At 68.0% G+C, this 25,625-nt stretch carries 14 protein-coding genes; 3 read left to right on the top strand and 11 right to left on the bottom strand.

Annotated features, from left to right (window positions below):
- The first annotated feature begins 70 nt into the window (after nt 1-70).
- Nucleotides 71-1,723 (top strand): signal peptide peptidase SppA, encoded by a 1,653-nt coding sequence (sppA, locus tag ACIA49_RS36505; RefSeq protein ID WP_396382847.1) that lies wholly within the window; start codon nt 71-73, stop codon nt 1,721-1,723.
- Here sppA and ACIA49_RS36500 read toward each other — a convergent pair.
- The gene (locus tag ACIA49_RS36500) at nt 1,720-2,304 is read right to left on the bottom strand and encodes a cob(I)yrinic acid a,c-diamide adenosyltransferase (protein WP_396382846.1); all 585 of its coding nucleotides are present in this window, start codon (nt 2,302-2,304) and stop codon (nt 1,720-1,722) included. The genes sppA and ACIA49_RS36500 overlap by 4 nt on opposite strands.
- A 50-nt stretch (nt 2,305-2,354) precedes the next feature.
- Between ACIA49_RS36500 and murA the strand changes: the two genes are divergently transcribed.
- The gene (gene murA / locus ACIA49_RS36495) at nt 2,355-3,641 is read left to right on the top strand and encodes a UDP-N-acetylglucosamine 1-carboxyvinyltransferase (RefSeq protein ID WP_396382845.1); all 1,287 of its coding nucleotides are present in this window, start codon (nt 2,355-2,357) and stop codon (nt 3,639-3,641) included.
- A 70-nt stretch (nt 3,642-3,711) separates the two neighbouring features.
- Nucleotides 3,712-4,887 (top strand): enoyl-[acyl-carrier-protein] reductase FabV, encoded by a 1,176-nt coding sequence (gene fabV / locus ACIA49_RS36490; RefSeq protein ID WP_396382844.1) that lies wholly within the window; start codon nt 3,712-3,714, stop codon nt 4,885-4,887.
- Here the strand turns inward: fabV and ACIA49_RS36485 are convergent.
- The 10 genes from ACIA49_RS36485 to ACIA49_RS36440 all read right to left on the bottom strand — a co-directional run bounded on the left by ACIA49_RS36485 (nt 4,842) and on the right by ACIA49_RS36440 (nt 25,613).
- A complete protein-coding gene (locus ACIA49_RS36485; protein WP_396382843.1) occupies nt 4,842-5,438 on the bottom strand; it encodes an NADAR family protein in 597 nt (198 codons plus the stop codon). The genes fabV and ACIA49_RS36485 overlap by 46 nt on opposite strands.
- A gap of 573 nt (nt 5,439-6,011) precedes the next feature.
- Nucleotides 6,012-8,510 carry a DEAD/DEAH box helicase gene (locus ACIA49_RS36480; protein ID WP_396382842.1) on the bottom strand — a complete coding sequence of 833 codons (2,499 nt, stop codon included), beginning with the start codon at nt 8,508-8,510 and terminating at the stop codon, nt 6,012-6,014.
- A gap of 25 nt (nt 8,511-8,535) precedes the next feature.
- A complete protein-coding gene (locus ACIA49_RS36475; RefSeq protein ID WP_396382841.1) occupies nt 8,536-9,450 on the bottom strand; it encodes a hypothetical protein in 915 nt (304 codons plus the stop codon).
- Nucleotides 9,451-9,506: 56 nt separating this feature from the next.
- Nucleotides 9,507-10,457: a methyltransferase domain-containing protein gene (locus ACIA49_RS36470; protein WP_396382840.1), complete on the bottom strand. Its 951-nt coding sequence runs from the start codon at nt 10,455-10,457 to the stop codon at nt 9,507-9,509.
- A gap of 157 nt (nt 10,458-10,614) precedes the next feature.
- Nucleotides 10,615-13,767 (bottom strand): right-handed parallel beta-helix repeat-containing protein, encoded by a 3,153-nt coding sequence (locus ACIA49_RS36465; RefSeq protein ID WP_396382839.1) that lies wholly within the window; start codon nt 13,765-13,767, stop codon nt 10,615-10,617.
- A complete protein-coding gene (locus tag ACIA49_RS36460; protein ID WP_396382838.1) occupies nt 13,767-16,544 on the bottom strand; it encodes a hypothetical protein in 2,778 nt (925 codons plus the stop codon). Before ACIA49_RS36460 ends, ACIA49_RS36465 begins: the two co-directional genes overlap by 1 nt.
- The gene (gene eccB / locus ACIA49_RS36455; protein WP_396382837.1) at nt 16,544-17,896 is read right to left on the bottom strand and encodes a type VII secretion protein EccB; all 1,353 of its coding nucleotides are present in this window, start codon (nt 17,894-17,896) and stop codon (nt 16,544-16,546) included. Before eccB ends, ACIA49_RS36460 begins: the two co-directional genes overlap by 1 nt.
- A 3-nt stretch (nt 17,897-17,899) precedes the next feature.
- Nucleotides 17,900-19,285: a type VII secretion integral membrane protein EccD gene (gene eccD / locus ACIA49_RS36450; protein WP_396382836.1), complete on the bottom strand. Its 1,386-nt coding sequence runs from the start codon at nt 19,283-19,285 to the stop codon at nt 17,900-17,902.
- Nucleotides 19,282-23,259, bottom strand: a complete 3,978-nt coding sequence (gene eccCa, locus ACIA49_RS36445; RefSeq protein ID WP_396382835.1) for a type VII secretion protein EccCa — start codon at nt 23,257-23,259, stop codon at nt 19,282-19,284. The genes eccD and eccCa overlap by 4 nt, the downstream gene beginning before the upstream one ends.
- A complete protein-coding gene (locus ACIA49_RS36440) occupies nt 23,256-25,613 on the bottom strand; it encodes a hypothetical protein (protein WP_396382834.1) in 2,358 nt (785 codons plus the stop codon). The genes eccCa and ACIA49_RS36440 overlap by 4 nt, the downstream gene beginning before the upstream one ends.
- Nucleotides 25,614-25,625: the final 12 nt, after the last annotated feature.

The following is a 25,625-nucleotide window of genomic DNA, read 5'->3' as shown; positions in this document are numbered from 1 at the left end:
GGGGCCGTGAGCCGCCAGGTCCGCGTCGCAGGGCCAGGCGTTGCTTGTGAGCCCGGTCTAGGGTCGAGGTATGGGCCTTTTGCTGGAGCTGGATCTGACCCGAGGTGTTCTCGAGACGCCGCCCGCCTCACCGGTGGCAGCGTTCCGTGCGCGGCACCTGCCGACACTGCGTGAACTGGTCGCAGCGCTACGCAAGGCGGCGCGGGACGAGTCTGTCGCCGGGCTGGTGGCACATCTGGGTGGTGCGCGCCTGACGCTATCCCAGGTGCAGGACCTGCGGGACGCATTGGCTGACTTCCGTACGTCGGGGAAACCCGCGGTCGCGTGGACCGAGTCGTTCGGTGAGGCCGGCGGCGGCACGGTGCCCTACTACCTCGCCACGGCGTTCGACGAGATCTGGGTGCAGCCGTCGGGTGACGTGGGGATCACCGGCGTCACCATGCAGGCGGTGTTCGTCCGCGGTGCGCTCGACAAGGCCGGCGTGATTCCGCAGTTCGGGAAGCGGCGTGAGTACAAGACCGCCGCAGACACCTTCACCGAGAAGCAGATGACCGGTCCGGGCCGTGAGATGGCCGCGCGGCTCGCTGAGTCGGTCTACGAGCAGATCGTCGACGGAATCGCCGTACGGCGCCGGCTGTCGCCGGAACGGGTGCGTGAGCTGGTCGACAGCGCGCCACTGCATGCCCAGGCTGCACTGGACGCCGGACTGGTCGATCGGCTCGGCTACCGGTCGGATGTGTACGACGAGCTGGAGAAGACGCTCGGCGAGACCGAGCGGCTGCTGGCCGAGCGCTATGTACGGCGTGGGCCGCGCACACTGGCTGAGCTGCAGCGCCGACTCCCCTGGCCGGAGAAGCCGCTGGTCGCGGTAGTGCGCGTCTCGGGCGGCATCACGGTCGGCCGGAACGCGAACAGCCCGCTGGGCGGACCAGGGTCCGGCTCTGACACGGTTGGCGCAGCTCTGCGTGCAGTTGCGGACAACGACAAGGTCAAGGCCGTCGTACTGCGCATCGACAGCCCAGGTGGCTCGTACGTCGCCTCTGACGCGATCCGCAACGAGGTACTGCGGCTGCGGTCCACTGGGAAGCCGGTGATCGCCTCGATGGGCAGTGTCGCGGCATCTGGTGGGTACTTCGTCGCCATGCCGGCTGACGTGATCGTCGCGCAGCCGGGCACGATCACCGGGTCGATCGGCGTGCTGACCGGTAAGGGCGTCGTACGGGATGCTCTGGCTCGGATCGGGATCTCGCAGCAGGCCGTGTCCGAGGGCGAGAACGCACGCATGTACTCCGCCCAGGAGGAGTTCAGCGACGACCAGTGGGACCGGTTGGAGGAGACGCTCGACCGGATCTACCAGGACTTCGTCGCTAAAGCCGCCCTGGACCGCGGACTGCCGGAGGCGCAGCTAGAGGCGCTGGCGCGCGGCCGGGTGTGGACCGGGGCGGACGCGTTCGACCGCAAGCTGGTCGATGAGCTAGGCGGCTTCCAGCACGCACTCACGCTGGCCTGCAGCCGTGCGGGGCTCGACCGCGACAACATCCGGGTCGCTACCGTGCCGCACCGCAACCTGCTCGATCAGCTACGTGCACCGACCACTACGGACGATCTGGCCGTCACAGCACAGCCGTTGACGCTGGACGGCCTGGCCAGTGGGGTCTACAGCGCGCTGGGGCTCCCACCGGCCGGACTGCTCCGGATGCCGCTCAACTGGCAGCTCGCTTAAGAGGTCCGCTCCCCACCGGGCACCCAGAGGACGTCGCCACCCGACGACAGGTTGGCGACCCGGCCGAGGATGAACAGCAGGTCCGACAGCCGGTTCAGGTAGGTGATGGCCAGCAGGTTCACGGTCGGGCCGTGCTGCTCGACCGCGGACCACGCGGTGCGCTCGGCCCGGCGGACCACCGTGCGGGCCACGTTCAGGTGCGCGGCGCCCACTGCGCCACCAGGCAGAATGAACGAGCGCAGCTTGGTGAGGCGGCCGTTGTACTCGTCGCACCAGCCCTCGAGGCGGTCGATGTACTCCTGCGTGATCCGCAGCGGCTCGTAGGCCGGGTTCGGCGTGATCGGGTTGCACAGGTCCGCACCGACGTCGAACAGGTCGTTCTGGATCCTGGTCAACAGCAACACCAGGGTGCTGTTCAGGTGTCCGGCCGCGATGGCGACCCCGATCGCCGAGTTCGCTTCGTCCACGTCGCCGTACGCCGCCAGTCGCGGATCCGTCTTCGAGGTGGTCGAGTTGTCGCCCAGGCGGGTCTCGCCTGCGTCACCGGTGCGGGTGTAGATCCGCGTCAAGTTCACAGCCATGGCAGGGACTCTACGCAAAGCCCGCTCCGTCTAAACGCTACAGTCGACCAGTGGAACGGTTTCGGATCGCGGGTGAGGCACGGCTCGAGGGAGCTGTGGAGGTAGCTGGGGCGAAGAACAGCGTGCTCAAGCTGATGGCGGCGGCATTGCTGGCGGAGGGGACGACGACGCTGCGGCAGGTGCCGGGCATCCTCGACGTCACGTTCATGGCGCAACTGCTGGACACCCTGGGCTGCTCGGTCACCGTGGATGCGGACGCCGGGGTCGCGACCATCGCCGTACCGGCCGAGATCGGCTACCAGTGCGACTACGACCTGGTGCGCAAGCTCCGGGCCTCCATCTCGGTGCTGGGCCCGCTGCTGGGCCGCTGCGGCCGTGCAGAGGTCGCGCTGCCAGGTGGGGACAACATCGGCTCGCGCGGGCTGAACATGCACGTGGCCGGCCTGGAGGCGATGGGCGCGAAGGTGCACATCGAGCACGGTTTCGTGATCGCCGAGGCTCCGCAGGGGCTGCACGGCGCCGAGGTCTGGCTGGACTTCCCGAGCGTCGGGGCGACCGAGACGATCATGATGGCGGCGGTGCTGGCCCGCGGTACGACGGTGATCGAGAACGCCGCGCGTGAGCCGGAGATCCAGGACATCGCGGCGCTGCTGGTGTCGATGGGCGCACAGATCGACGGAGCCGGGTCACCGCGGATCGAGATCACCGGGGTCAGCGGGCTGCTCAAGCCGGTCGAGCACGTCGTCGTACCGGACCGGATCGTCAGTGGAAGCTGGGCCTTCGCCGCAGCGATCACCAAGGGCGACATCACCATCACGAACGGTCACGCTGAGCACCTCGAGTTGCCGCTGGACAAGCTGCACAAGGCCGGTGCGCAGATCGAGGTCCTGAACCCGGGCTTCCGGGTCCGGATGGACGACCGGCCGAAGCCGGTCGACGTGGTCACGCTGCCGTATCCCGGTTTCGCGACCGACCTGCAGGCCTTCGTCATCGCGATGAATGCGCTGAGTGACGGCGCGGCGATGGTGACCGAGAATCTGTTCGAGGGCCGGTTCACGTTCGCCCAGGAGCTCACCCGGCTCGGCGCCCAGATCCAGACCGACGGTCACCACGCGGTGGTCCGCGGCGTACCGCGGCTGTCCGGGGCACCGGTCGTCGCGTCGGACATCCGCGCCGGCGCCGCACTCGTGCTGGCCGGCCTCGCGGCCGAGGGCGAGACGCTGGTCTCGGCCGCGCACCACGTGCACCGCGGCTACACCGACTTCGCCGGCAACCTGCGCCGCCTCGGCGCCGATGTCACGGTCGAGCCCGACGACGCGGACGTGTACTGGAACTGAGCCGGCATTTTCCCGGCACTCTTGCGGAACTCCTGGCCGGTAACGCCGATCGGCGGGTTAGGGTCCTGGCATGAGTGAGCGCGTGGTCAAGCCAGTAGGCCGTGGTTTCCTGTTCCTGGACTCGCATCCGGCCGGATGTGTCCAGGTGGTCAGAGACCTGGCCGCCGCCGTCGAGCCTCGTCCGGCGCAACGCCGGGTCGCGTTGGTGATCGGGTCCAGTTCGGGCTACGGGCTGGCCACGACGATCGCCGGGCTGGCGCAGTTCGGCGTCGACGGGATCGGGATCGCGTTCGAGAAGGACGCGACCGCCCGTCGTACGGCGACAGCTGGTTGGTACCGGACGGCCGAGACCGCCGCGCTGGCGGCCGAGCTCGGTCGCGACTTCAGCTTCGTGAACGCCGACGCCTTCGCCGACACCACGAAGACCGAGGTCCTCGACCAGATCGCCGAGCGGTTCGGCGGCATCGACCACCTGATCTACAGCGTCGCCGCCCCACGCCGTACCGACCCGCGCACCGGCGAGACCTACCAGTCCGCACTGAAGACGATCGGCGAGCCGTACACCACCAAGTCCCTCGCGTACGACGGCGCCGAGCCGCAGCTGACCGAGGTCACCGTCGATCCGGCGTCGGATGACGACCTCGCCCAGACCGTGAAGGTGATGGGCGGTGAGGACTGGTCCCGCTGGATCACCGCCCTGCAGGAGCGCGACCTCCTGAACGAGGGCTTCCGCACCGTCGCCCTCACCTACATCGGCTCCGACATCACCGGCGCCATCTACCGCCAGGGCTCGATCGGCGCCGCCAAGGCCGACCTCGAACAGACCGCCCTGACCCTGGCCAAGAACGGCGTCACCGCCTACACCTCGGTCAACGGCGCCGCCGTCACCCAGGCCTCCTCCGCCATCCCCGGCATCGGCCTCTACACCAGCCTCCTGCACAAAACCCTCGGCGACGCCATGCAGACCCCCATCGAGCAGTCCGTCAGCCTCTGGTCCCAACTCACCGGCGCCACTCCCCTGGACCTCGACGAAGACAACCGCATCCGCCTGGACCGCTGGGAACTGACCCCCGAAACCCAGTCCGCCGTCCACGCCGCCTGGCAGTCCGTCACCCCCGAAACCATCGCCACCCTCGCCGACCACGAGTGGTTCCACGCCGAAATCCGCAAGCTCTACGGCTTCGACGTCCCCGGCATCGACTACGAAGCCGAAGTAGAAGTAGACGTCCCCTGGCCCACCAAGTAATCCCGAGCCCCCATCAACGCAAACCCCAGCAGGTTGCTCCCCCGCCACCGAGCCGGGACCGACGCCGCCTCGTCGTTCGCCGCCAGGCCGATGCCCCAGACGCGATCGACCGGGCTGGCCTCGACCAGGACGCGGGAACCGGTTCCCAGGAGATAGTCACGCAGCTCCGGATGGGCGCTGAACTTGTGGATCGAACCGTCCACCACCAGCTCCATCCGGTGCTGCCGCCAGGTCTCCTCATCGAAATTGCGCACAGCCCGGCCGGCAGCCTTGGCAGCTCCGGCGCTCCGCGCCCCACGCACTGCCTCGAGCGCCGCGTCGTCACCGAACAGCCGTGCCTTGCCGGCCATCATCCAATGCTCAGCAGTCGGATAGCGGACGTCGTCCACAGTGAACGCCGCAGGAAACCACTGGCTGAAGCAACTCGCGTCAACGGCTCCGGGCCGACGAGGGCGGTGCCCCCAGAACGTCACATAGCGGTACCGCCGACCTCGCGCGATCCCGTCGAGCAGTTCCGCAACACTCCGCGGACTGTGCACCCCATCACCCATGCACAGCAGTATTCGGCCCAGCACCCCACCACGCGACCCCATTTCCCCAACCACCCAGCGAACCTCCACCCCCACCCTCCCGTCGGCGGGTGCTGTCGGGGGTGCGCACGGCTGCCGGTGGGGTTGAACAAGAAACAACCTGTCCGACCCCCCGCTCGCCAACTGCGGCCGCATGGGTGGACGGTGGACGGGGAACGAAACTGACCTGAATCGACAGGCAAAACACCCCAGCCCCCGCGACCGTCACCTAACCGACGACCGCACCACGACCTCAGCCACAGCCCGTTCACTACAAGCAACGGGAACCGCGGTCGCCGACCGCACCATCCACCTCAGCCACAGACCACCGCCACCCGCAGGCTTCAGTCGACCGCCCCCGGCGGCCGAGTCGGCCCCAGCCACAGCTTCGCGGAACCGTAGGCAGCAGACATCCGCAAAGCGACCCGACCGCATCCAGCCGAGCCAACGTCCGAAAACACGCCGACCACGCACTCCAATCATTCGGACGTTAACCCAACAGCGTGCGTAACGTCCGAAGGGGCGGAGGGGCCGTGTGCGGGCGTTCGGACGTTGTTAGAGGGGTTTGAAGGAGACCATTTCCAGGGAGAGGTCGGCGGCTTCGTCGGAGGCGGCGAGGTCTACGGAGGCGCTGATGCGCCAGTCGTGGTTGCCTTCGGGGTCGTCGATGATCTGCTGGACTTCCCAGTAGCCGGGGTGTTCTTCGACCATGAAGAGGGCCGGACCGCGGGCGGCCGGGCCGGTGTTCAGGACCTCGTGTTCGGCGTAGTACGCCGTACCGGCTTCGGCCCAGCGGGCGGCGTCCCAGCCGGAGTCGGTGTCGAGTTGGCCCAGTTCGGCCCAGCGGTGGCGGGCTACGAGTTCGACGCGGCGGAACATGGCGTTGCGGACGAGGACCCGGAAGGCGCGGGTGTTGAGGGTGATGCGGCGCGGGCCCTGGGGGGTGACCTCGACCTCGGCGGTGACGGGGTTGGTGAGTTCTTCCCATTCGTCGAGGAGGCTGGAGTCGGTCTGGCGGACGACTTCGCCGAGCCATTCGATCAGGTCGGTGAGGTCTTCGTTCGTCTTGTCCGGCGGGACGGTCTGGCGCAGCGCCTTGTAGGCGTCGCTGAGGTAGCGCAGGACGATCCCTTCGGAGCGCGCGAGACCGTAGTACTGGATGTATTCGCCGAACGTCATCGCCCGCTCGAACATGTCCCGGATCACGGACTTCGGCGACAGGCCGGCCTCGGCGATCCAGGGGTGGGTCTGGCGGTAGATGTCCAAAGTTGCCTCGAGCAACTCTTCGAGCGGCTTCGGCCAGCTGATCTCCTCGAGCAGTTCCATCCGCTCGTCGTACTCGATGCCGTCGGCCTTCATCCCCTGCACCGCCTCGCCCTTGGCGTGGTGCAGCTGCGCCATCAGGATCGCGCGCGGGTCCTCGAGCGTCGCCTCGACCACGGACACCACATCCAAGGCATACAACGGATCCTCGGGATCCAGCAGGTCGAGTGCGGCCAGCGCGAAGGTCGACAGCGGCTGGTTGAGCGAGAAGTCCTTCTGCAGATCGACGGTCAGTCGCAGGTAGCGACCGAACTCGTCGGGCTCCGGGAGCCGCTCGACCACACCGGCGGTCAGCAGCGTGCGGTAGATCTGGATCGCGCGGCGGATCAGGTGTCGCTGCGACCTCGCGTCCTCGTGGTTGTCCTGCAGCAGGTGCCGCATGCTCGCGAACGCGTCACCGTCGCGGGCGATCACGTTCAGGAGCATGGCGTGGTTGACCCGCATCCGCGACTGCAGCGGTTCGGGTTCGGCGACGACGAGCCGGTCGAAGGTGTCCTCGCCCCAGGTGACGAAACCCTCCGGCGGCTTCTTGCGCTGGACGCGCCGCTGCTTCTTCGGATCGTCACCGGCCTTCGCCATCAGCCGGACGTTCTCCACGACATGATCCGGCGCCTGTACGACGACGGTGCCGGAGGTGTCGTATCCCGCCCGACCCGCGCGGCCCGCGATCTGGTGGAACTCACGCGCCTTGAGGATGCGCTGCCGGCGACCGTCGTACTTGCTCAACGCGGTCAGCAGCACCGTCCGGATCGGGACGTTGATGCCGACGCCGAGCGTGTCAGTACCGCAGATGACCTTCAGCAAGCCGGCCTGTGCGAGCTGCTCGACCAACCGCCGGTACTTCGGAAGCATGCCGGCGTGGTGGACGCCGATCCCGTGCATGATCAACCGCTGCAGTGTCCTGCCGAAGCCGGAGCTGAAGCGGAAATGCCCGATCAGCTCCTTGATCTTGTCCTTCTCTTCCTTCGTACAGACGTTGATGCTGGTCAGCGCCTGCGCGCGTTCCAGCGCCGACGCCTGCGTGAAGTGCACGACGTACACGGGCGCCTGGTTGGTCACCAGGAGCTCTTGCAGCGTCTCGTGCAACGGCGTGGTGACGTACTTGTAGACCAGCGGGACCGGGCGTTCGCCGGACGAGATGATCGCGGTCGGCTTGCCGGTACGGCGGGACAGGTCGATCTTGAACCGTTCGACATCGCCGAGCGTCGCCGACATCAGCACGAACTGGGCGTTGGGCAGCTCCAGCAACGGCACCTGCCAGGCCCAGCCGCGGTCGGGCTCGGAGTAGAAATGGAACTCGTCCATCACCACCTGGCCGACGTCGGCCGCGGCTCCTTCACGCAACGCGACGTTGGCCAGGACCTCCGCCGTACAGCAGATGATCGGGGCGCCCGCGTTCACCGAGGCGTCACCGGTCAGCATGCCGACCTTGTCCGCGCCGAAGATGTCGCACAGCGCGAAGAACTTCTCCGAGACCAGCGCCTTGATCGGCGCGGTGTAGAAGGTCCGCACGCCGTGGGCGAGCGCCGCGAAGTGCGCACCGGTCGCCACCAGGCTCTTGCCGGACCCGGTCGGGGTGGACAGGATCACGTTCGATCCGGTCATCACCTCGATGACCGCCTCCTCCTGCGCCGGGTACAGCGAGATCCCCTGCTCCCCCACCCAGGTGGCGAACGCGTCGTACAGCGCGTCGGGCTCAGCGGTCTCCGGCAACTTCTCGGTCAGCGTCATCACCGACCATTGTCCCTCACGCCCCTCAAGCGCTCAGGCGGCGCTCCGGAAGGGACGGAACGCGGCGGAAGGCGGCGTCCTCGTGCCGGGTCAGCTCGTACAGCGTGCGGAAGATCTGCCCCTGCGGCGAATGCCCCGGATCCAGTACGTCGAAGCCGAGGATCTGCTTGCCCTCGTCGTACGTGATCAGCAGCGTCTTGTCGTAGAGGGCGAAGTCGCGCGGAATGATCAGCGAGGGGTAGTTGCGCCGGTAGTCCGAGACGGTGATCCAGTAGCTGGCCACGTCACCGGTGTGCTCCCAGTAGTACGCCAGCAGCTCCTCGTCGGCCAGATCGCTCTCCATCTGCTCGGCCTGGTCGTCGTCGATCACGAACAGCCGCGTCTTGAACTTCATCCGCTTGCTCTTCAGCTCCATCAGGTACGCCGTCGCCCCGCGCTCGTCCTTGTACCAGCGCAGCGTGTTCCGCTGGATCCCCTCGTACCCGTCCGAGTGCTCGATCGCACTGCGCAGATAGCCGAGGTACGCGGCCGGACCGACGTACGGGATGTTCCGGAAGTTGTCGCTCATCGAGGAGCGGATCAGCTTGGACAGTGCGTCGTTGTGGCGCGGGCAGCTGGTCAGCATGCCCAGGGCGGTCTCCTGATAGTCGATGCGCTCGGTCAACGCGCCGAGGCTCGCGTTGAGCCGGCCCAGCTCGTTGAGCGAGTTCGACGTGGCAGTGAGCAGCTGGCGGAACAGCTCGAAGATCCAACCTCCGAGCGTTCCCACGATCACCGCCAACACGTGGCTGGGCACCTGCCGAGCCGTGAACGCGTTGGTGGCGCCCGCCGAGAACAGCAGGATCGCCTCCAACGTGAGCGTGCCCACGATCGCCGAGCCGGCCAGCCGCCTCGGATCGACGGATTGAATCAGTGTCTTGCCCTCACCGGACGTGCTCATCCGACTCCCCCTTGACCTTGCGTCCCATGGTGACGTCGGTCACAGCACGCTGCAACCTAAATGCGTTGCGGCGTCAGCACAACGATCCGCGGATGTCGCCCAGCCACACTGAGGTCGTACGCCGCCTGCACCGTCCAGCTCGTTTCCAGCAGTGCGGCCTGCTCCTGGCTGAGCAACGCGACCACCACTCCGTCCGGTGCCAGCACCCGTCGCCAGGCCCGCCAGTACGGCGTGAGGTCGCCCACCGCGAGTCGCACGCCCCAGGGTGGATTCGTGACGATGCGGTGCACCGGACCACTCACTCGCGCCGCATCTCCCAGCTGCACCTGTACGGCGGCCGAGTTCGCCCGCGCGGCCGCAACCGCCTCAGCCCGCCGGTCGATCCCTCGGTACGACGCTGCCGGCTCTAGCGCGTGTGCTTCCACCAGCAGGGTTCCGGCACCGCAGAACGGGTCCAGCACTCGCATGCCCGGCTCAATACGGGCCAGCCGCGCCATGGCCGCGGCCACCGGCGGATGCAGGCTGCCGACGACGGTTCGCTGTCTCCACGCGCGGCGGTGCAGCGGTACGTCGTACGGGCGCACTCCGATCCACATCGTCTTCCCGTCGAGCACCACCCGCCACTCGGATCGCTGAGCCGGCGGACGAGCCCCATCACGGCGTGAATGGTACTCACCGCCCAAGACCGCGCCCACGTGATCCTCAACGTCGTACCGATTGAAGTTCCGCTCGCCGACGAACGACGCCGACACCGCAAACGGCCCCAGCGCCTGTGCTGTCAACGACACTGACCGCAGTCCGTCCTTCGTCCGCCCCGGATCCGGTACGGCGTCCCGGACCAGGAACACGTCATCCGCCAACCGCGGCGGCCTACCCAGCAGCTCGTCCGAGGCCTCGATGATCAACTGTCTCTTCGACACATCGACCACTCGATGTCCTCCGGCAGCGATCTCCTCAGCCGCCAGACCTTCCAACCCCGACACAGTGCGCACAAGCACCAAGGGCATGCGTTTTCTCCCGGTGAGCAATCGGGAGCGACCAGCTGGTCAGTCCCGCATCACCGGCTCTCGGGCCAAAGGCCTCAACCGAACCGGCGGCCGGTCAGGCCGCCGGAAAGAAAAACGCGTACATGCCTTGCATCGTCACATCCGTGTCCACCGGTTTTCAGCCGACCGAGGTGAGGCCCTCGTGCCGGGCCGGCCGGAGCGAGCGAGTGATCGCCTGCAGGTCGGCGGCCGCCAGCGTGGGTGAGGCTGCAGTCGTGGCCAACTGGTGCGCGAGGCGGTGGGCGTCCCACGCGGTGGGCTGGCCTACGGCGAGTAGGTCTCGCAGGGCTGCGGCCACATCGTCTGGGACGCGGTGGCCCCGGCGGGCGAGCTGCTGTACGGCGAGTGCGGTCAGCTGGTCCACGGTGTACTCGCTGAACTCCCAGCGGTCGGCGAAACACTCGCCAAAGGTGTTGGGGAGGCGGTGCAGCGAGGTGAGGTCGCCGGAGAGCAGAACGACCGGACCGGCCGGATTGCGTTGTATGGCGTCAGTTAGAGCGTCCAAGAGTTCGGTGCGGACCTCAGGCAGGTCAGAGAGCCACTCGCCGTCAGCGTCCAGCAGGAGGACTCCGCCGTTCGCGTCCTCGAAGGCGGCGGCCACCAGGCTGGCGGCTTGGCCGGGCCAGCGCGGGCAGAGGTCGTGGCCGATCGACCGGTGGGTCAGGTGGCCGCTGGGCACCAGGCGGAGCTCGGCCAGAGTCTGTGCGTAGTGGGTTGCGACAGCTGTGCGGCCGAGTCCGCGGCGCCCGGACAGGATGAGGTTCGCCTGCTTGCCCAGGCCCTTCTTGAACCCACACAGCTCGATCAGCCGGCGACCCGCCGCGTCCCGCACGCCCTCCAGACCGTTGAGTGCTGCAAGCCGTTGCCAGCCCAGCGTTGCCTGTACGGCGGCCACCGGGTCGGTGTCTGCATCCGGTGCAGCCGCGCGCGGCGCCACCTCACCCAGTGCGGCCAGTTCACTCGCCAGATCCTTGCCGGTCAGCCTGCTGAGCTCGGTGTCCTTCGACGGCGGCTCGAGCGCGAGTCGCGAGGCCTGGTTGTTCACCATGGCCTCGAACAGTTTGCGGGCGACCCGGCCGTTGCCAAAGGTGTCGTTCTTCGGCACGCGTTCGAAGTAGTCGGTGAGCGCGTCGACCGCATCGTCGGTCAGCTCGTAGTAGTGCTTGTTGCACAGGTTCGTGGCGATCGTGACGAGCTCCTCGACGCTGTAGTTCGGGAACTCGATCGTGCGCGAGAACCGGGACTTCAGACCGGGGTTCGATTCGAGGAACTGCTCCATCAGCTCGGAGTAGCCCGCGACGATCACCACGAGATCGTCGCGATGGTCCTCCATCATCTTCATCAACGTCTCGATCGCCTCCAGCCCGAAGTCCGGACCGGTGCCACCGGACTGGCTGGCCAGCGAGTACGCCTCGTCGATGAACAGCACGCCGCCCATCGCGCTGTTCACCACCTCGGCTGTCTTGATCGCGGTCGCGCCGATGTACTGAGCAACCAGGTCGGCGCGGGCGACCTCGATCATGTGGCCGCGCGCCAGGATGCCGAGCTCAGCCAGCACAGCGCCGTACAGGCGGGCGACGGTTGTCTTGCCGGTGCCGGGTGGTCCGGCGAAGACGAGGTGCCGGCTCATCGGCGGCATCGGCAGGCCCATCTCTTGCCGAAGTTGAGTCATCTTGATCAGGTTGATCAACCCGAGTACTTCATGCTTCACACCATCAAGACCGATCAACGTATCGAGCTCCGCCAGCGGTCCCTCCAGCGCAGCCCCCATCGCATCGCCGATCGACGACGGGTCAGTGGAGACCGCCCGAGCCTGCACAGGCTCGGGCTCACCACGGACCGGGCGGTCGCCGCTACCGGTGATCGTGCAGTCGGTGACAGTCGCGTCGTCGGTGTCGACCAGGACGCCGTCGCCCAAGCAGTCGGTGATCTCGCAGCCCCGTACCTCACCACGGGCTCCGCTGAGCAGATGCACGCCATGGCGCTGTGCTGAGCGCACCCGGCACCGGACAGCCTGTACAACGCCGCCCGCGCCCACGCCAATCCCATCCGCGGCCGGGCTGACCACCTCACTGTCCTGAATCGTCAGCGTCGCGCTCTCAGCCCACACACCTCCACCACGCAACAGAGTGGAGGTGAACTCACCATGTGCACCAGCCACGACCGTGATCAGACGCGCTGCCGAGCCACTCACCCGAAGGTCAGTCACCTCGGCCCGTGCATCGTCAGCGAGCATCAGCCCAACCGCATCACCCGCGTCGATGACCGAGTCGGACAGGGCCAACCGTGACTTGCCCTGAACCAGTACGGCGCCCTGTGCCGCTCCCTCGACGTGGAGCCTGGCGAACACCGGCCGGGACTCCCCGTCGACCTGCACACCGATCGGGCTGTCCACCACCCGGCAGTCATCGAACTGCGGTGCCGAGCCACCGGTCACGTAGACCGCGTTGCGACCGGCTGACGCGAACCGGCAACCACGTAGCCGTGGGGCAGCACCTCCAGCAATGTGCACCGCCTGTGTACCCGCACCGCTGAACGACGAGTCGGAGATGACCACATCGCCTGTGCTGCACAGGTAGAGATCCAGACCGGTGCTTTCGCTGACCGTGACGTCGCGGATCTCCGCACTCGCCTCCTGCTCGATCACCACCGCAGGTTTCCCCGCCGCGACGACCTCACAGTCCTCGATGACCGCCGTACTGCGACCGCTCACGCAGATGCCGTTGCCGCCCGGCTTCCGCACGGTCACGCGACGGAGAACCAGCGAGCCCTCCTCAGCCACGACCACACCGGACGACGAAACCTCAGTGATCTGAGAATCCTCAATCAGGCTTGGCATCGGCGAGGTCACTACCAGGCCGGCTCCACCGGTAGTGGTGACGGCACAGCCACGCAGTACGACGCAGCCCTGGCCGCGCGCCAGTACGGCGGCCCACGCAGCGCCCGCCACTCGACAGTCGTCCAGCGCTGCTTCGCCGTGCCGGATGTCGACCGCTGCAAGGCTCTCGTCGGTACAGGTGAGGACGAGACCGGAGAGCTGAGCGGCGTCTGCGGTGACGACGACCACGCTGCCGGTGCGGGCGATCACCTCTACCGTGCCCGGTCCCTCCTCAGCGGTGATGGTCACCATCCGGGACACCAGGAGGTTCTCCTCGTAGCGACCGGGCATGACCTTGATGGTCGCGCCGTCACCGGCCTCGCGGAGTGCGGCGCTGATCGTCGCGTGCGCGCCAGGGCTGTCGGCGGAGACCAGCAGGAGCTGCCGGCTCATCAGTTCTCCTTCTGCGACGCGGGTGTGGCGCGCACCAGACCGGGCAGCAAGCCGAAGCGAGAGGCGGCTGTTGGTGGGACGCGGTGCTCTCCTTTGGCTCCCGCCCAGGTCTCCAGGCAGCGCCGGAGGGACTTGAGCGCGAGATCGTCGAGTGAGGCGCGGTTGCTGTCCACGCGACCGGACGCGTCGATCTCACCAGCAGCGAGCTCACGTAGGAGGATCTGGCCGCGTTGTCCGTCGGCTGGCTCGGTGAGGTCCAGTACTTTGAAGCTGGTGCCAGGGACGAACAGGACGCGGTCGGTGATCGGGTGCTCGTCGAGTTCGAGCAGCTTCATCCGGCGGGCGGTCATCGACCACACTGCGACGTCCACGTCGTGTTCGTGCTGCTGGGTCGCGCAGGGGGCGCTGAGGGCGTTGACGAAACCCCACTCGGTGAAGAGCTTGCGGCTGCGGTAGAGCTGCCACTCCTCGGGTGCGACCGAGGTCGAGTACACGGCCGCACCGCGGTGGGAGGGCAGTCTGCTCAGTCCCGAGACGACACAGCGGGCGAAGGGGACGTGTGGACCGACTGTTGCTGAGCGCAACAACTGGTCCAGGTGGTCGCCCTCACCGGAGAGGTAGAGGCGGATGGCGACCGCGTCGGTCAGTACACCCCCGGACGAGCGTTCCAGCGCGCCCTGGAAGCCGGGGTGCTCCGACAGCACCCGCGTGACCGAGTTGGCCACCGCGGCGTACTCACGCGCCAACGTCCGGCGCAACCACGCCCGCTCCTCATCCAACCCCCGCTTCGGTACCAACGCCGCCGCAGCCACCTCCGGCGTCGGCTGCAACCCCGCCGCAGCACGCGCCGGCACGACGGTCGCCAGCCCCGGCCCGGCCGGTCCGACGGTTGCCGCGTCGGCTGGTGCCGGTACGACGGTTGCCGCGTCGGCGGGTGTGGTGACGGCGGGAGGGGTGGCGGCGGGCGCGGTGCCGGCGGGTGCCGGAGCAGACGGAGTGAGAACCGACGGGACCTCAGGCGGAGCGGACTCCAGCCGGAGCGGTACCGCATCCAGCGCGAGTGACGGATCAGTCGCCGGAGCCATCACCACCTGATCTGGCCCGACACCGGGGCCGGGGGTGCCCGGGGATGAGGTGGTGAGGGCGCCCGGGGGTGGGGTGCTGAAGGCAGCTGGGGCTGGGGTGGTGAAGGCGGCAGAGGGTGGGGTGCTGACGCCGGCTGAGGGTGGGGGCGTGAGGGCGCCCGGGGGTGGGGTGGTGAGGCCGGCTGAGGGTGGGGTGCTGAAGGCAGTTGGGGCTGGGGTCGTGAAGGCGCCCGGGGGTGGGGTTGTGAGGCCAGCTGAGGGCGAGGTCGTGAAGGCGGCTGGGGCTGGGCCCGTTAGTTCTATCCGGTCAGGAGTCGCCGACTCCGCAGGGGTGAGGGTGGCTTGGGCTGGGTCGGTTGGTTCTGCGCGGTCAAGGGTCGCCGGCTCGGCAGGGGTGAGGGTGGCTGGGGCTGGGCCGGTTAGTTCTATGCGGTCGGGGGTTGCTGATTCGGCGGGGGTGAGGGTGGTTAGGGCTCGGGTGGCGGGGTCCAGGTGGTCTAGGAGGGTGGTGGCCAGGTGTTGGAGGCGGGGTGGGGCTTGGGTGTTGCCGTCGCCTACGAGCACCAGGTGGCGGGCGCCGTCTGGTTGGAGGGCTCGGACTGCCACAGCGCGTGGGACGACTGTGGGTGGGCGGAGCCACAGACCGGACTGGACTACCTCTAGGACGGAGTCTTCGGCGTAGGTGTAGACGGCTGGGGCTAGCTCTTGCAGTCCGGAGAGCGGTTGGTGGTAGGTGGCGGGGGTCGGAGGCAAGGGGACTTCGCCGGGGATGGAGGGGGTGTAGCGCATGGCTTGGAGGGAGGTTTTCCAGCCTAGGGTGCCGTCTTTGCGGAGGAGGCGGACGTCGGGCTGGTGACGGGAGCCGACGGGAACGCCCGTGTAGCAAATGATTTGGGCTCCGACGGAGTCTGCGATCAGCTGGCCGTAGGCGATCCGGTTGGACGACGGTGCGATCGGACCGAACTTCACCAGCCGCAGCTTCGACCGCAGCTCCTCCGGCAGCCGGGTCCAGAACTGCTTGATGTCGTCCAACGTCACCGACGGTCCGCCGGGACATCCGAGCACCACCGTGTACACGTCCGGTTGGCAAGGCAGCGTCTCGACCAGCCACTGGCGGTACGGCTGCACAGCACTCTCCGGACCGCGCGGGCGCAGCCAGACGCCGCACGGCAGGGGCTCGGTGAGACTGCTCGCAGTGGTCGGCACACTCTCGACCCGCGCCGACGCCTTCTCCCAGACCGGCCGTGGGAACCTCTTCCCCGAATGCTCCGGCGTCCGCCCCGGCCGGAAGCGCAGCCACCCGGCATCGACGAACACCGAGCCACCGACCCCCGGCAGGACCGCGCCATCGGGTGCGACGATCATTCGGTTGAGCCGATCGGACAGCCACTGGCTGGCGAGAGCGAGCGTCTCGCGGGACCGCCCACCGATCACCAGCCGCATGCCGCGGCGGCGACCTGGCAGCAGACTGGCCGCCGACTCCCAGACCGGGATCGAGCTGTCCGCCGGCAGGTCGACCACCACCAGCTCGTGCTCAGGGTCCGCGGCCAGCCCCAGAGCGAAGTCCCGGATCTCGTCGCGGAGCCGGTCACGCGGGTGGACGACGTAGGCATTGCCGATCGGGCTGCCGGTCATCGGGCCACCCATGCTCAGGTCGGCGCCCAGATCATGCACCTTGGTCAACAGCCTCATCAGCCCTGTCCCTTCTCGAACACACCCACGGCGGCCCGGCTCAGGACCGGCCCCTCCGGCATTGCGGCCAGCACCGATGCGGCGACCGGCTGCGGCACCACACCGCCGTACCCGAGGGCGCTGATCGCGGCGTCGTCGTACAGCCGGAACTTGAGGCCCTGATCGGTGATCAGGTACCGGTCCGGTTTGGCGCCCTTGGCCGTCGGCGCCGGGACCGAGGCGGCGAGCAGTCCAGTGCCCTGCTTGAGGTAGGGCCCGATCTCAGCGCTCATCCCAAACCACGCGAACCTGCGCTCAGTAGTGACCGCCTGGCTGATCACAGCCGCTCCTTGCGGCTCCTGCCGCAGACAGAACGCCCGCTGCCCAGTCGGCGTCGACCTCATCGAGAGCAGGTCTGGGAGCCGCTTGGTCAGCGAGTCATCAGCAGAACGCGGTGCAGCAGCCAGCGCAGCCGCATCGATCGCGACAGCACCTCTGCCGTGAGCGACCTGCAGCAGCGACGCCTCGGTCCGCGACACCGCGGCCAGCCCGTCCCGCCGCAGTACGACGAAGTTCGAGCCCTGCTGGAAGACAGTGCCGATCGGGTACGACGTGCCGCCGACCGAGGCGGTCCCGTTCCCAGGGATCACAGCCGGGGCAACTGATGGACCGTCAGGCAATGCGGCGAGCCACGCATCCGGAGCGGTCGGCGGCTTCGCCGTACCGAGCCCAAGCGCAACAGCCACCGCCGGCCCGTCCAGATGAAGCTTCACACCCTGCAGTACGACGTACTGCTCACCACGAGGCGACGCGACCCAGAAGTACTCGCTCTCACTCAGCCGAGTACTCGAAGCGTCCGGATTGGCGTTCATGCTCATCAGTCCAGACCCCGGTACGACGACGCCGCCCGTCGCAGGCAGACACAGCAGCCACGGCGTAGTCACCAATGCATTTGCCGCCGGCAACGGATCAGGCGCGTTCTCGATCCCGATCCCCCGTGCCCGCTCCACGTCCTTCAGCGAGGACCGCGAGACCGACTTCACCTTGGCCCCGGCCCCTTGCAGCAGCATCGCGGACGCCTGGTTGCGCACCGGGACCAGGACGCCGTCCCGGTAGACGAACCGGGCACCGCTCTCCTTCTCCACGATGACCACTCCCGGTTGCTTCCACGCCACGTTGCCGCCGGGGTTGATCAGTCCATAAACCCAGACGGCCACCCCGATGAACAGCGCGAACACCACACCGAAGATCAGTCCGAACAGCGCGCGCCGGGCCGGCACCTCGCCGTAGTTCGTGTCGCCCAGCAGCAGTGCAGCGCCCATCCGCCCGACGAGCGTCTGGTACGCGTGGACCCGGTCCTTCTTGGTCTGCATCCGCTACCCGGCCAGTCCACGGGCCCACGCGAACAGCCCGAGCATGTGCGCGATACACGGCACCAATGCGATGCAGGACAGGTTCTCCAGCACGTCACCCAGGTGCGGCCAGATCGGAAGCATCCGACGCGGCGCCGGACGCCGTGCGGCCAGCACGAGCATCAGCGCAGCCAACAGCAACCCCAGTACGCCGAGCACTCGGCCCAGGTCGCCTACTCCGGCCAACAGCCGCATCGCAAGCAGTACGGCGCCCCACGTGCCGGCCAGTGCGAGCGCCAGCCGCTGGCTGATGTTCAGAAACTCCCGTGAGCGCAGCAGCACAAGTCCCGCGACCAGTCCGGCGATCGTGTACTCGAGCCAGCCAGGTGCGGCCAACTGGTAGCCGAAGGCAACCGCACAGACCACTGAGGCACCGATGGCGAGCACACTGAGGTAGCGGTCGGCGTTGGCGGTTTGCTCGACGACCTGAGCCGCAGGCATCGGTTCGATGTCCACAGTCATCTCGTCGGCGTTGCGCGGCAGCTGCGGGCCGCGGAGCCGAGCAGCACGCGTCGCCAGCCGCGGTGCGAACAGCAGCAGGATCAGAAACACGCACATCACCACTGTTGCCGTTTGCGAACTGCTCTGCCCCAGGCCGAGGTGCAGCCAGACCGCAAGGATCGCAGCGATCCCCAGCACAGCAGAAGTACCGAACGGCAGGATCGGCAACTCAGCCACCGCCAGCCGCTGGACAGCGAGCAGCACCACCGCAAACACCGCCAGCAGGACTCCACCGAGCAGTACTGCGGTCGGCGCCAGCGAGCGCACACCGCCAGCGGATGCGGCGATCAGCGCCGACAGTCCGGCATACCAGCAGCCCGCCGTACCGATAATGGCTGCCAGCGACCGGTCCGCCAACCGCTGCGCGATCAGCACGGCCGACACACACAGGACTAGCGCGAGAGCGCCTGAGGTGACCGCACCGGCCGCACGGCCCGTGCCTTCGGCCAGCACGACGCCGATGGCTATAAGCACAGCTGCAGCGAGGCTCAGGAAGAGCTGGCGGTTCACCGTCTCGTTCCAGCGGTTGCCCTGCCGGTTGACCGCGATCGCCATCCCCTCGGCGACATCGTCGAAGTCCAGCTCCGGCAACGGGTCCTCGGCCCGGGCGAGGTACAGCTCCTCACCGTCGAGCCAGTCCAGCGTCTCCGGCGTACCGTTCGCGTCGAAGGGCTGCTCACCCAGCCGCTGCAGCACCCAGGCGCCGTACTCCTCACCCTTCTGGTCTCGCACCATCTGCCGGACCAGCGTCGGCAGCAACGCCGTCACCGGCGTCGAGACCGGTACGGCGAGGTCGGCGCGACCACTCGGCCCCAGTACGACGATGCGGCACAGCTCAGGCGTACTCACGGGCCCTCGTTCCTGACAGCGACCAAGCCGGTCTGGATCAACTGGATGCCGCGCCGGGTAACGAGCTGGGCGCGGCCGGGTGGCAGAGTGCGCGGCGGGGCCTCGCCGAGGAACTTGCCCTCTTCCTTGGGGTACGAGAACAGCAAGGCGGGCGAGCCGAGCTCCCACAACCGGCGGAGGACCGGATCCATCATTCCGCGCATCGCGTTGGCACTGCTGCGCGCGACGATCAGGTGGAAGCCGATATTGGCGCCCTGGGCCAGCAGCGGCAGCAGGATCTCCAGTGGCGTCCCCATGCCCGAAGCCGCCAGCAACTCGTAGTCGTCAACCACCACGAACAGCTGCGGTCCCTCCCACCAGTCCCGCCGACGCAACTGCGCCGACGAGATGTCCGGCCCAGGCACGCGCTCATGCATCGACACGGCTGCCTGGGTCGCGAGCTCGGTCAACGCGTCCGAACTGACCACGTGCCCGACGCTGTACTCGGGAGGCAGTACGCCGTCCAGGTCGCGACGCGCATCCGCGATCAGCACCTTGGCATCACCCGGTGCGAACCCGTTCACGATCGAGCGCAGGATCAGCCGGAGCGCGTTCGTCTTGCCGGTCTCCGCATCACCCAGCACGAACAGATGCGGGATGGCGTTGAAGTCATGCCAGACCGGGTTGAGCCGCTGCTCGTCCAGGCCCAGGCTGATCCGCAGTCCGTTGTTCTCCGGCTTCGGCAGGTCGGCCATCGGCAGCCGGGTCGGCAGCAGCCGGACACCCGGCGCGCTGCGGCCGGTCCAGAACGTGCGGACCTCCTCGACGAACGACTTGGTCGCCACCGCCAGGTCCTCGGTCTCCGACGAACCGTCCAGCCGCGGAAGCGCAGCGAGGAAGTGATAACCGGAGCTGGTCAGACCGCGACCGGGCTGGTTCGGAACGGTGGCCGCCTTGCGGCCCTGCACCTCTGACTCCATCGAGTCACCCAGCCGCAGCTCGAACCGAGTCCCCAGTACGTCGCGCAGCCACGGCCGGATCTCCGACCACCGGCTCGACGACACGATCAGGTGGATGCCGAACGACAGCCCGCGGGCCGCGATCTCCGTCAGCTTGGTCTCGAGGTCACCGAAGTCCTGGCGCAGCGTGAACCAGCCGTCGACGATCAGGAAGACCTCGCCGTGCGCGTCCTGGACGCGACCTTCCCGGCGCGCGACGCGATAGTCGGCCATCGACTCGAAGCCGTGCCGGGCAAAGGCTTCCTCGCGCAGCTCCATCACCTGGATGACTTCTTCCAGTGTCCGTACGACGCGGTCGCGCTCCATGCGAGTCGCCACCGAACCGACGTGCGGCAGCCCACTGATCGACATGATGCCGCCGCCACCGAAGTCCAGCCCGTAGAACTGCACCTCCTCCGGCGTATGCGTGACGGCGAGGCCGAGAATCAGCGTGCGCAGCAAAGCAGACTTGCCGGACATCGGAGCGCCGACGATGCCGACGTGACCATCGGAACCGGACAGGTCGGCGACCAGCAGTTCCCGCACCTGGTCGTACGGAAGATCGACGAGACCGACCGGAACCCGTAGCCGACCGCGCGTTGCCGGGTCGTCAACGCTCATGCCCAGCTCGGGATGCGGCACCACGCTCGGCAGCAGCGAGTCGAGGCTCGGCGACGCCGACAACGGCGGCAGCCACACCTGGCGAGCCGACGGGCCCGCGCCGGTCAACCGGCCGATCAGTACCTCGGCGACACTCGGCGCATCCTCGGCGACCGGCTTCTCCTCGGCCGGCTTCGGAGTCATCTCCAGCGGCAGGATCTGGTGCATCGACGGGTTCGGCTGCGTGTAGAACGGCACGATCTCGCCGGCCGGGAGATCCGCCGTACTGAGGACGCTGCCGTCCGGGGCCGCCGTCAGGCACGGCCCCGAGACGTAGGCGCCCTTGAAGCGGGTCAGGTTCGTCGTGTCGATCTTGAGGTAGCCGTTGCCCGGTCCCGACGGCAGCTCGTAGGCATCCGCGACGCCGATCACACTGCGGGACTCCATCGAGGAGAACGTCCGCAGCGCGATGCGATAGGACAGGTGCCCCTCGACGCGATGGATCCGGCCCTCGTCGAGCCGCTGCGAGGCCAGCAGCAGATGCACACCCAGGCTCCGGCCCAGCCGGCCGATGCTGACAAACAGCTCCATGAACTCGGGCTTGCTGCCCAGCAGCTCCGAGAACTCGTCGACGATCACCAGCAGAGTCGGCAACGGCGGCAGCTGGCCGCCAGACAGCCGAGCCTTCTCGTACTCGAACAGCGACGAGTAGCCGCTCTCGCGGAGGATCTCCTGGCGCCGCGTCATCTCGCCGTTCAGCGAATCCTGCATCCGGTCGACCAGCGGCAGTTCGTCGGCCAGGTTGGTGATCACCGCCGACGTATGCGGGAGTTTCTCCATCCCGATGAACGTCGCGCCGCCCTTGAAGTCGACCAGGACGAAGTTCAGGATCTCCGAGGAGTGCGTGACCGCGAGGCTGCAGACGAGCGTGCGCAGCAGCTCGCTCTTGCCCGACCCGGTCGCGCCGATCAGCATGCCGTGCGGCCCCATCCCGCCCTGCGCCGACTCCTTCAGGTCGATCTCGATGACCTCACCGTCCTCGGTCACACCGATGGGGACCTGCAGGCGGGCGCGCTGCGGCAGCTTCTGCCGCCATTGCGCATTCACGTCGAACGTGTAGGCATCCTTGATCCCGAGCAACGTGGTCAGCTCGAAGTCGTTCTCGAACGGCTGGTCGACGACATCGACCGTCCCGCTGGTCCGCTTCGGCGCGATCAGCCGCGCGAGCGTGTCCGCCTCGGCGAGCCCGAGCTGATCGCGCACCGCGCTGCCCGTCTCGTCACCCGTCGGGTAGCTGACTTGATCGTCGGTGCAGGTGAGCCGGACGACCTTCTCACCACCCGGTACGGCGCCAGTCGCATCAAGCAGGACGACGTTGCGCAGCCCAGGACCGCGCAGCGGCGAGCTCTCGGGGATCCTGGCCAGATGCGCGATGACCACGACGAACGGCTCGGCGACACCAGGCAACACGCTCTTGTCGTGCTCCCCACGATCAGTCACCTCCGGACCGAGCAGGTCGATCAGTTCTTCGTGGTCGCAGGTCAGCATCCGGAGCTCGCCGGCCGCGTCGCGCAAGGTGGGATGCGCGGTGTGCGGCAACCACTTCACCCAGTCCCACTCCGACCGGTTCTCCGGTGTCGTCAGTACGGCGATCCGCAGCTCGTCGGGCACCTGGAAGGTGACCAGCTGACCGATCATTGCCCGCAGCAACGACACGGCGGCCCGCGCGTCACCGGCGTACTCGACGCTGGTGAAGCTGCGCAGGCCGAGCGCGATCGGGATGCCGTTCACCGTCCGGTACGTCTCGCTGAACCGGCGCAGCGAGATCGACGACAGCGGCTCGAGGTCCTCGATCGGCATCGTTGACGGAGGCAAGAACTCCATCGCCGCCTTCTGGGTACCGAGCCCGATCCGGACCCGGGCGAAGTCCTCGTGACTCCCCCGCCGCTCCCACAACCGCGGACCGCCCGCGATCGACCACAGCCACGACGGGTCGGGGTTGTTCCAGACCACCGCGGCGCGCTGCTCGTTGCTGGTGTCGCGGGCCCGCCGGCGCAACTGGTCGATGTAGCGCAGGTAGTCGCGCCGCTCGGAGTTCAGCTTGCGCTTGCGTTCGCCCGCGGTGCGGAACAGCTGGCCGATCGCCATCGCGACCATGCCGATCGCCATCGTGCCGGAGATGATCAGGATGAACGGCGAGGCACCGCCGGACCCGATCGACGAGAAGATCAGGATCATCCCGATCGGGCCGACGATCATCGGAACGAACATCAACACCGACTGGAAGTCGTGGGTCGCGGGCTCCGGCATCACCGGCGGCTCTTGCAACTCCTCCGAGCCCTCCGGCATCGGCGGCCCCGACCGCCGCGGCCCGCGCTTGATCGTGACCGTGCTCACTCGATCACGCCCGGCGCCTTCGGCTGTTCGACCGCCCAGGCCGAGGTCTGTTGCCGCAACAGGTCAGCCGCCGTCCGCTCCTGCTCCTCGTCCTCTTGCTCCGCCTCGGTTTCCTTCAAGGCCGCACGCCGTCGCGCCTCCAACTCCTCCTGGTCGAACTCCACACCACTGCTGCTCAGTGTCTTCTCCGGCGGAATCCATGGCGGAATCAGACCGGCGATAGCGACAGCCGGTGTACCGGTCGTTTCGGCAGGACGGACGCCGGTGCTGCGGCCGGCCGAATGTCCCCAGGCCGGCGGAGGTTCTTCTTCTGTCGAAGGGGTGGAGCTGAGCCAGCTCAGGCCGCCGCCCGCGACCTCCCACGCGCTGAAGTCCTCCTCGCCGTCCGCCGAGGCCACGACCGCCACCCGATCCTCAGGCGGCTCCTGCCTCAGCAAAGCAGAGGCTTCGGACCGCTCCGGCTGCTTCTTCTCGCGGACCGGAACAGCAGGAAGCATCGGTACGACGGGCAACACCGCCTGCTCGTGGACGGGCTCGGCCGCCGGGGCTGCCCACTCCTCGGGTGTGCTCTCCGCAGTGGCTTCGGCGATCGGGTCGCCGACGCCTTCGAGGTCCAGGCCCTCCCACTGTTCGGAGTCGCCGAGCAGGCCGGAGGCGTCGGAGCGCTCAGCGCCTTCTTTGGTGTTGGCCGGCGACATCGGCGGCATCATCGGCATCCCGCCGAGACCTTGGCCCTGTCCTTGGCCGGAACCGCCCGCGGTGCCGTTGACCGGGTTGGGATCGCCGACACCAGGTGGCTCGACGCCCTTCCAGGGCACGTCGATGCCGTTCAGCAGCCCGGAGGCGTCCGAACGCTCGGCGCCCTCCTTGGTGTTCGACGGCGACATCGGCGGCATCATCGGCATCCCGCCCATGCCCTGCCCGGAACCTCCTTGCCCGGAACCGTTCTGGCCAGAGCCATTGGAGCCGTTCGAACCGCTCCCCGCCTTCCAGTCCTGGGGATTCGGCTTGTCGATCCCCTTGTTGTTCACCCCACCAGGGAACTTCGACCCACCACCGCCCGGCCCGTTCTGGCCAGGCTTGTACGGCGGCACCTGGCCGGGATGGAACGGCGGGATCTGCCCCGGCTTGTACTCCGGCGGGTCGAACGCCTTCTGGTTGTACTTGGGCGGGTTGTACTTGGGCGGCTCGTAGTCCTTCGGGTCGAACTTCGGCGGCGGCTGATACTTCGGGGCCTTGTACTCCGGTGTCTTGAACTGGTTCGGGTCGAACGCCGGCCCCTGGATCGGCGGTGCCTTGAACTTGTCCGGGTCGTAGGCCGGCGGCTGGTACGGCGGTGCCTTGAACTTGTCCGGGTCGTAGGCCGGCGGCTCGTACGGCGGTGCCTTGAAGTCGTTCGGGTCGTAGTTCGCCTTGTCGTACTTCGGTGCCTCGAACTTCGGCGCGTTGTAGGCGTCCGGGTCGAACTTGGGTGGCGGTTCGTACTTCGGCGCCTTGTACTCCGGTGGTTCTTTCCACTGGTAGTCCGGACCGTGCGCGGCCTGCTCCTTCGGGATCAGCATGCCGCGGGCGAGGGCCTCGTACTTGTCGTCCCCGTCGCCGCCTCCGCCCGGCCCCTTCGGTTTCGGTTTCGGCTTCGGTCCGGGCGCAGGGAGGATCACCAGCTCGATGTTGTACGGCTGGCTCGCGTACTCCTTGGCGAGCGTGACCAGGACCTCCCGCATGGCGGTGGTCATCGCGTCCGCGACGGCCGGGTACCTGCCGACGTGGACCCGGTCGCCGTCAGGGTCCTTCATGATGATGTCGGTGTCCGGCGGCTTCATCGAGTTCGCCATGTCCACCGCGACTCCTGCGTAGAAGTTGTCGATGTCGTAGACCTGCTTGATCGCCCAGGCCAGGGAGCTGCCGGCCTTCCACAGATTCTCCGGCGCCGGCTGCAACCGCTCCGCACCACCGTCGATCTGGACCGCGTGGGCGGTGAACCCGTTGCCGAGTTTGCGCGCCAGCGCCGCGAAGGACTCGGCCGCCTCACCCTTCCAGGGCCCGTCCTCGCCGACCAGTGCCTTGGTCTGATCGTCGATGTTGCGGCCGATCGCGGCCAGCCACTCCTTGGTCTTGCGCAGGGTCGCCGCCCCGTTCCACAACGACTGCGGGTCCGACCGGGTCGTCTGGTTCGTCTGGAATTCCTCCAGGTCCTTGGCATTCATCGCGGCGCTGCCGGTGATGACGGCCATGATCCATTTCCAGTCCCGGGTCCCGTAGTCGGCCTTGTCCCCGCCGCTGCCGGTGGCAATCACCGAACCGTCGCCCTGCTGCTTGGTGCCGGGTCCGGGGTCTGTGGGCGCGTCGGCCATGCTGCGAAACCT

The organism is Kribbella sp. NPDC051587, from assembly GCF_044453945.1.
In the GTDB taxonomy this organism is placed as follows: domain Bacteria; phylum Actinomycetota; class Actinomycetes; order Propionibacteriales; family Kribbellaceae; genus Kribbella.
This window is presented reverse-complemented; position numbering and strand designations above follow the sequence as displayed.

Bases quoted from the DNA above. Each gene is read 5' to 3' on its own strand.
- fabV (WP_396382844.1), top strand. From the start codon at position 3,712: ATGAGTGAGCGCGTGGTCAAGCCAGTAGGCCGTGGTTTCCTGTTCCTG.
- ACIA49_RS36480 (WP_396382842.1), bottom strand. From the start codon at position 8,510: ATGACGCTGACCGAGAAGTTGCCGGAGACCGCTGAGCCCGACGCGCTG.
- ACIA49_RS36465 (WP_396382839.1), bottom strand. From the start codon at position 13,767: ATGAGCCGGCAGCTCCTGCTGGTCTCCGCCGACAGCCCTGGCGCGCAC.
- eccB (WP_396382837.1), bottom strand. From the start codon at position 17,896: ATGCAGACCAAGAAGGACCGGGTCCACGCGTACCAGACGCTCGTCGGG.
- ACIA49_RS36500 (WP_396382846.1), bottom strand. From the start codon at position 2,304: ATGGCTGTGAACTTGACGCGGATCTACACCCGCACCGGTGACGCAGGC.
- ACIA49_RS36440 (WP_396382834.1), bottom strand. From the start codon at position 25,613: ATGGCCGACGCGCCCACAGACCCCGGACCCGGCACCAAGCAGCAGGGC.
- ACIA49_RS36460 (WP_396382838.1), bottom strand. From the start codon at position 16,544: ATGAGGCTGTTGACCAAGGTGCATGATCTGGGCGCCGACCTGAGCATG.
- ACIA49_RS36470 (WP_396382840.1), bottom strand. From the start codon at position 10,457: ATGCCCTTGGTGCTTGTGCGCACTGTGTCGGGGTTGGAAGGTCTGGCG.
- ACIA49_RS36475 (WP_396382841.1), bottom strand. From the start codon at position 9,450: ATGAGCACGTCCGGTGAGGGCAAGACACTGATTCAATCCGTCGATCCG.
- ACIA49_RS36485 (WP_396382843.1), bottom strand. From the start codon at position 5,438: ATGGGTGATGGGGTGCACAGTCCGCGGAGTGTTGCGGAACTGCTCGAC.
- sppA (WP_396382847.1), top strand. From the start codon at position 71: ATGGGCCTTTTGCTGGAGCTGGATCTGACCCGAGGTGTTCTCGAGACG.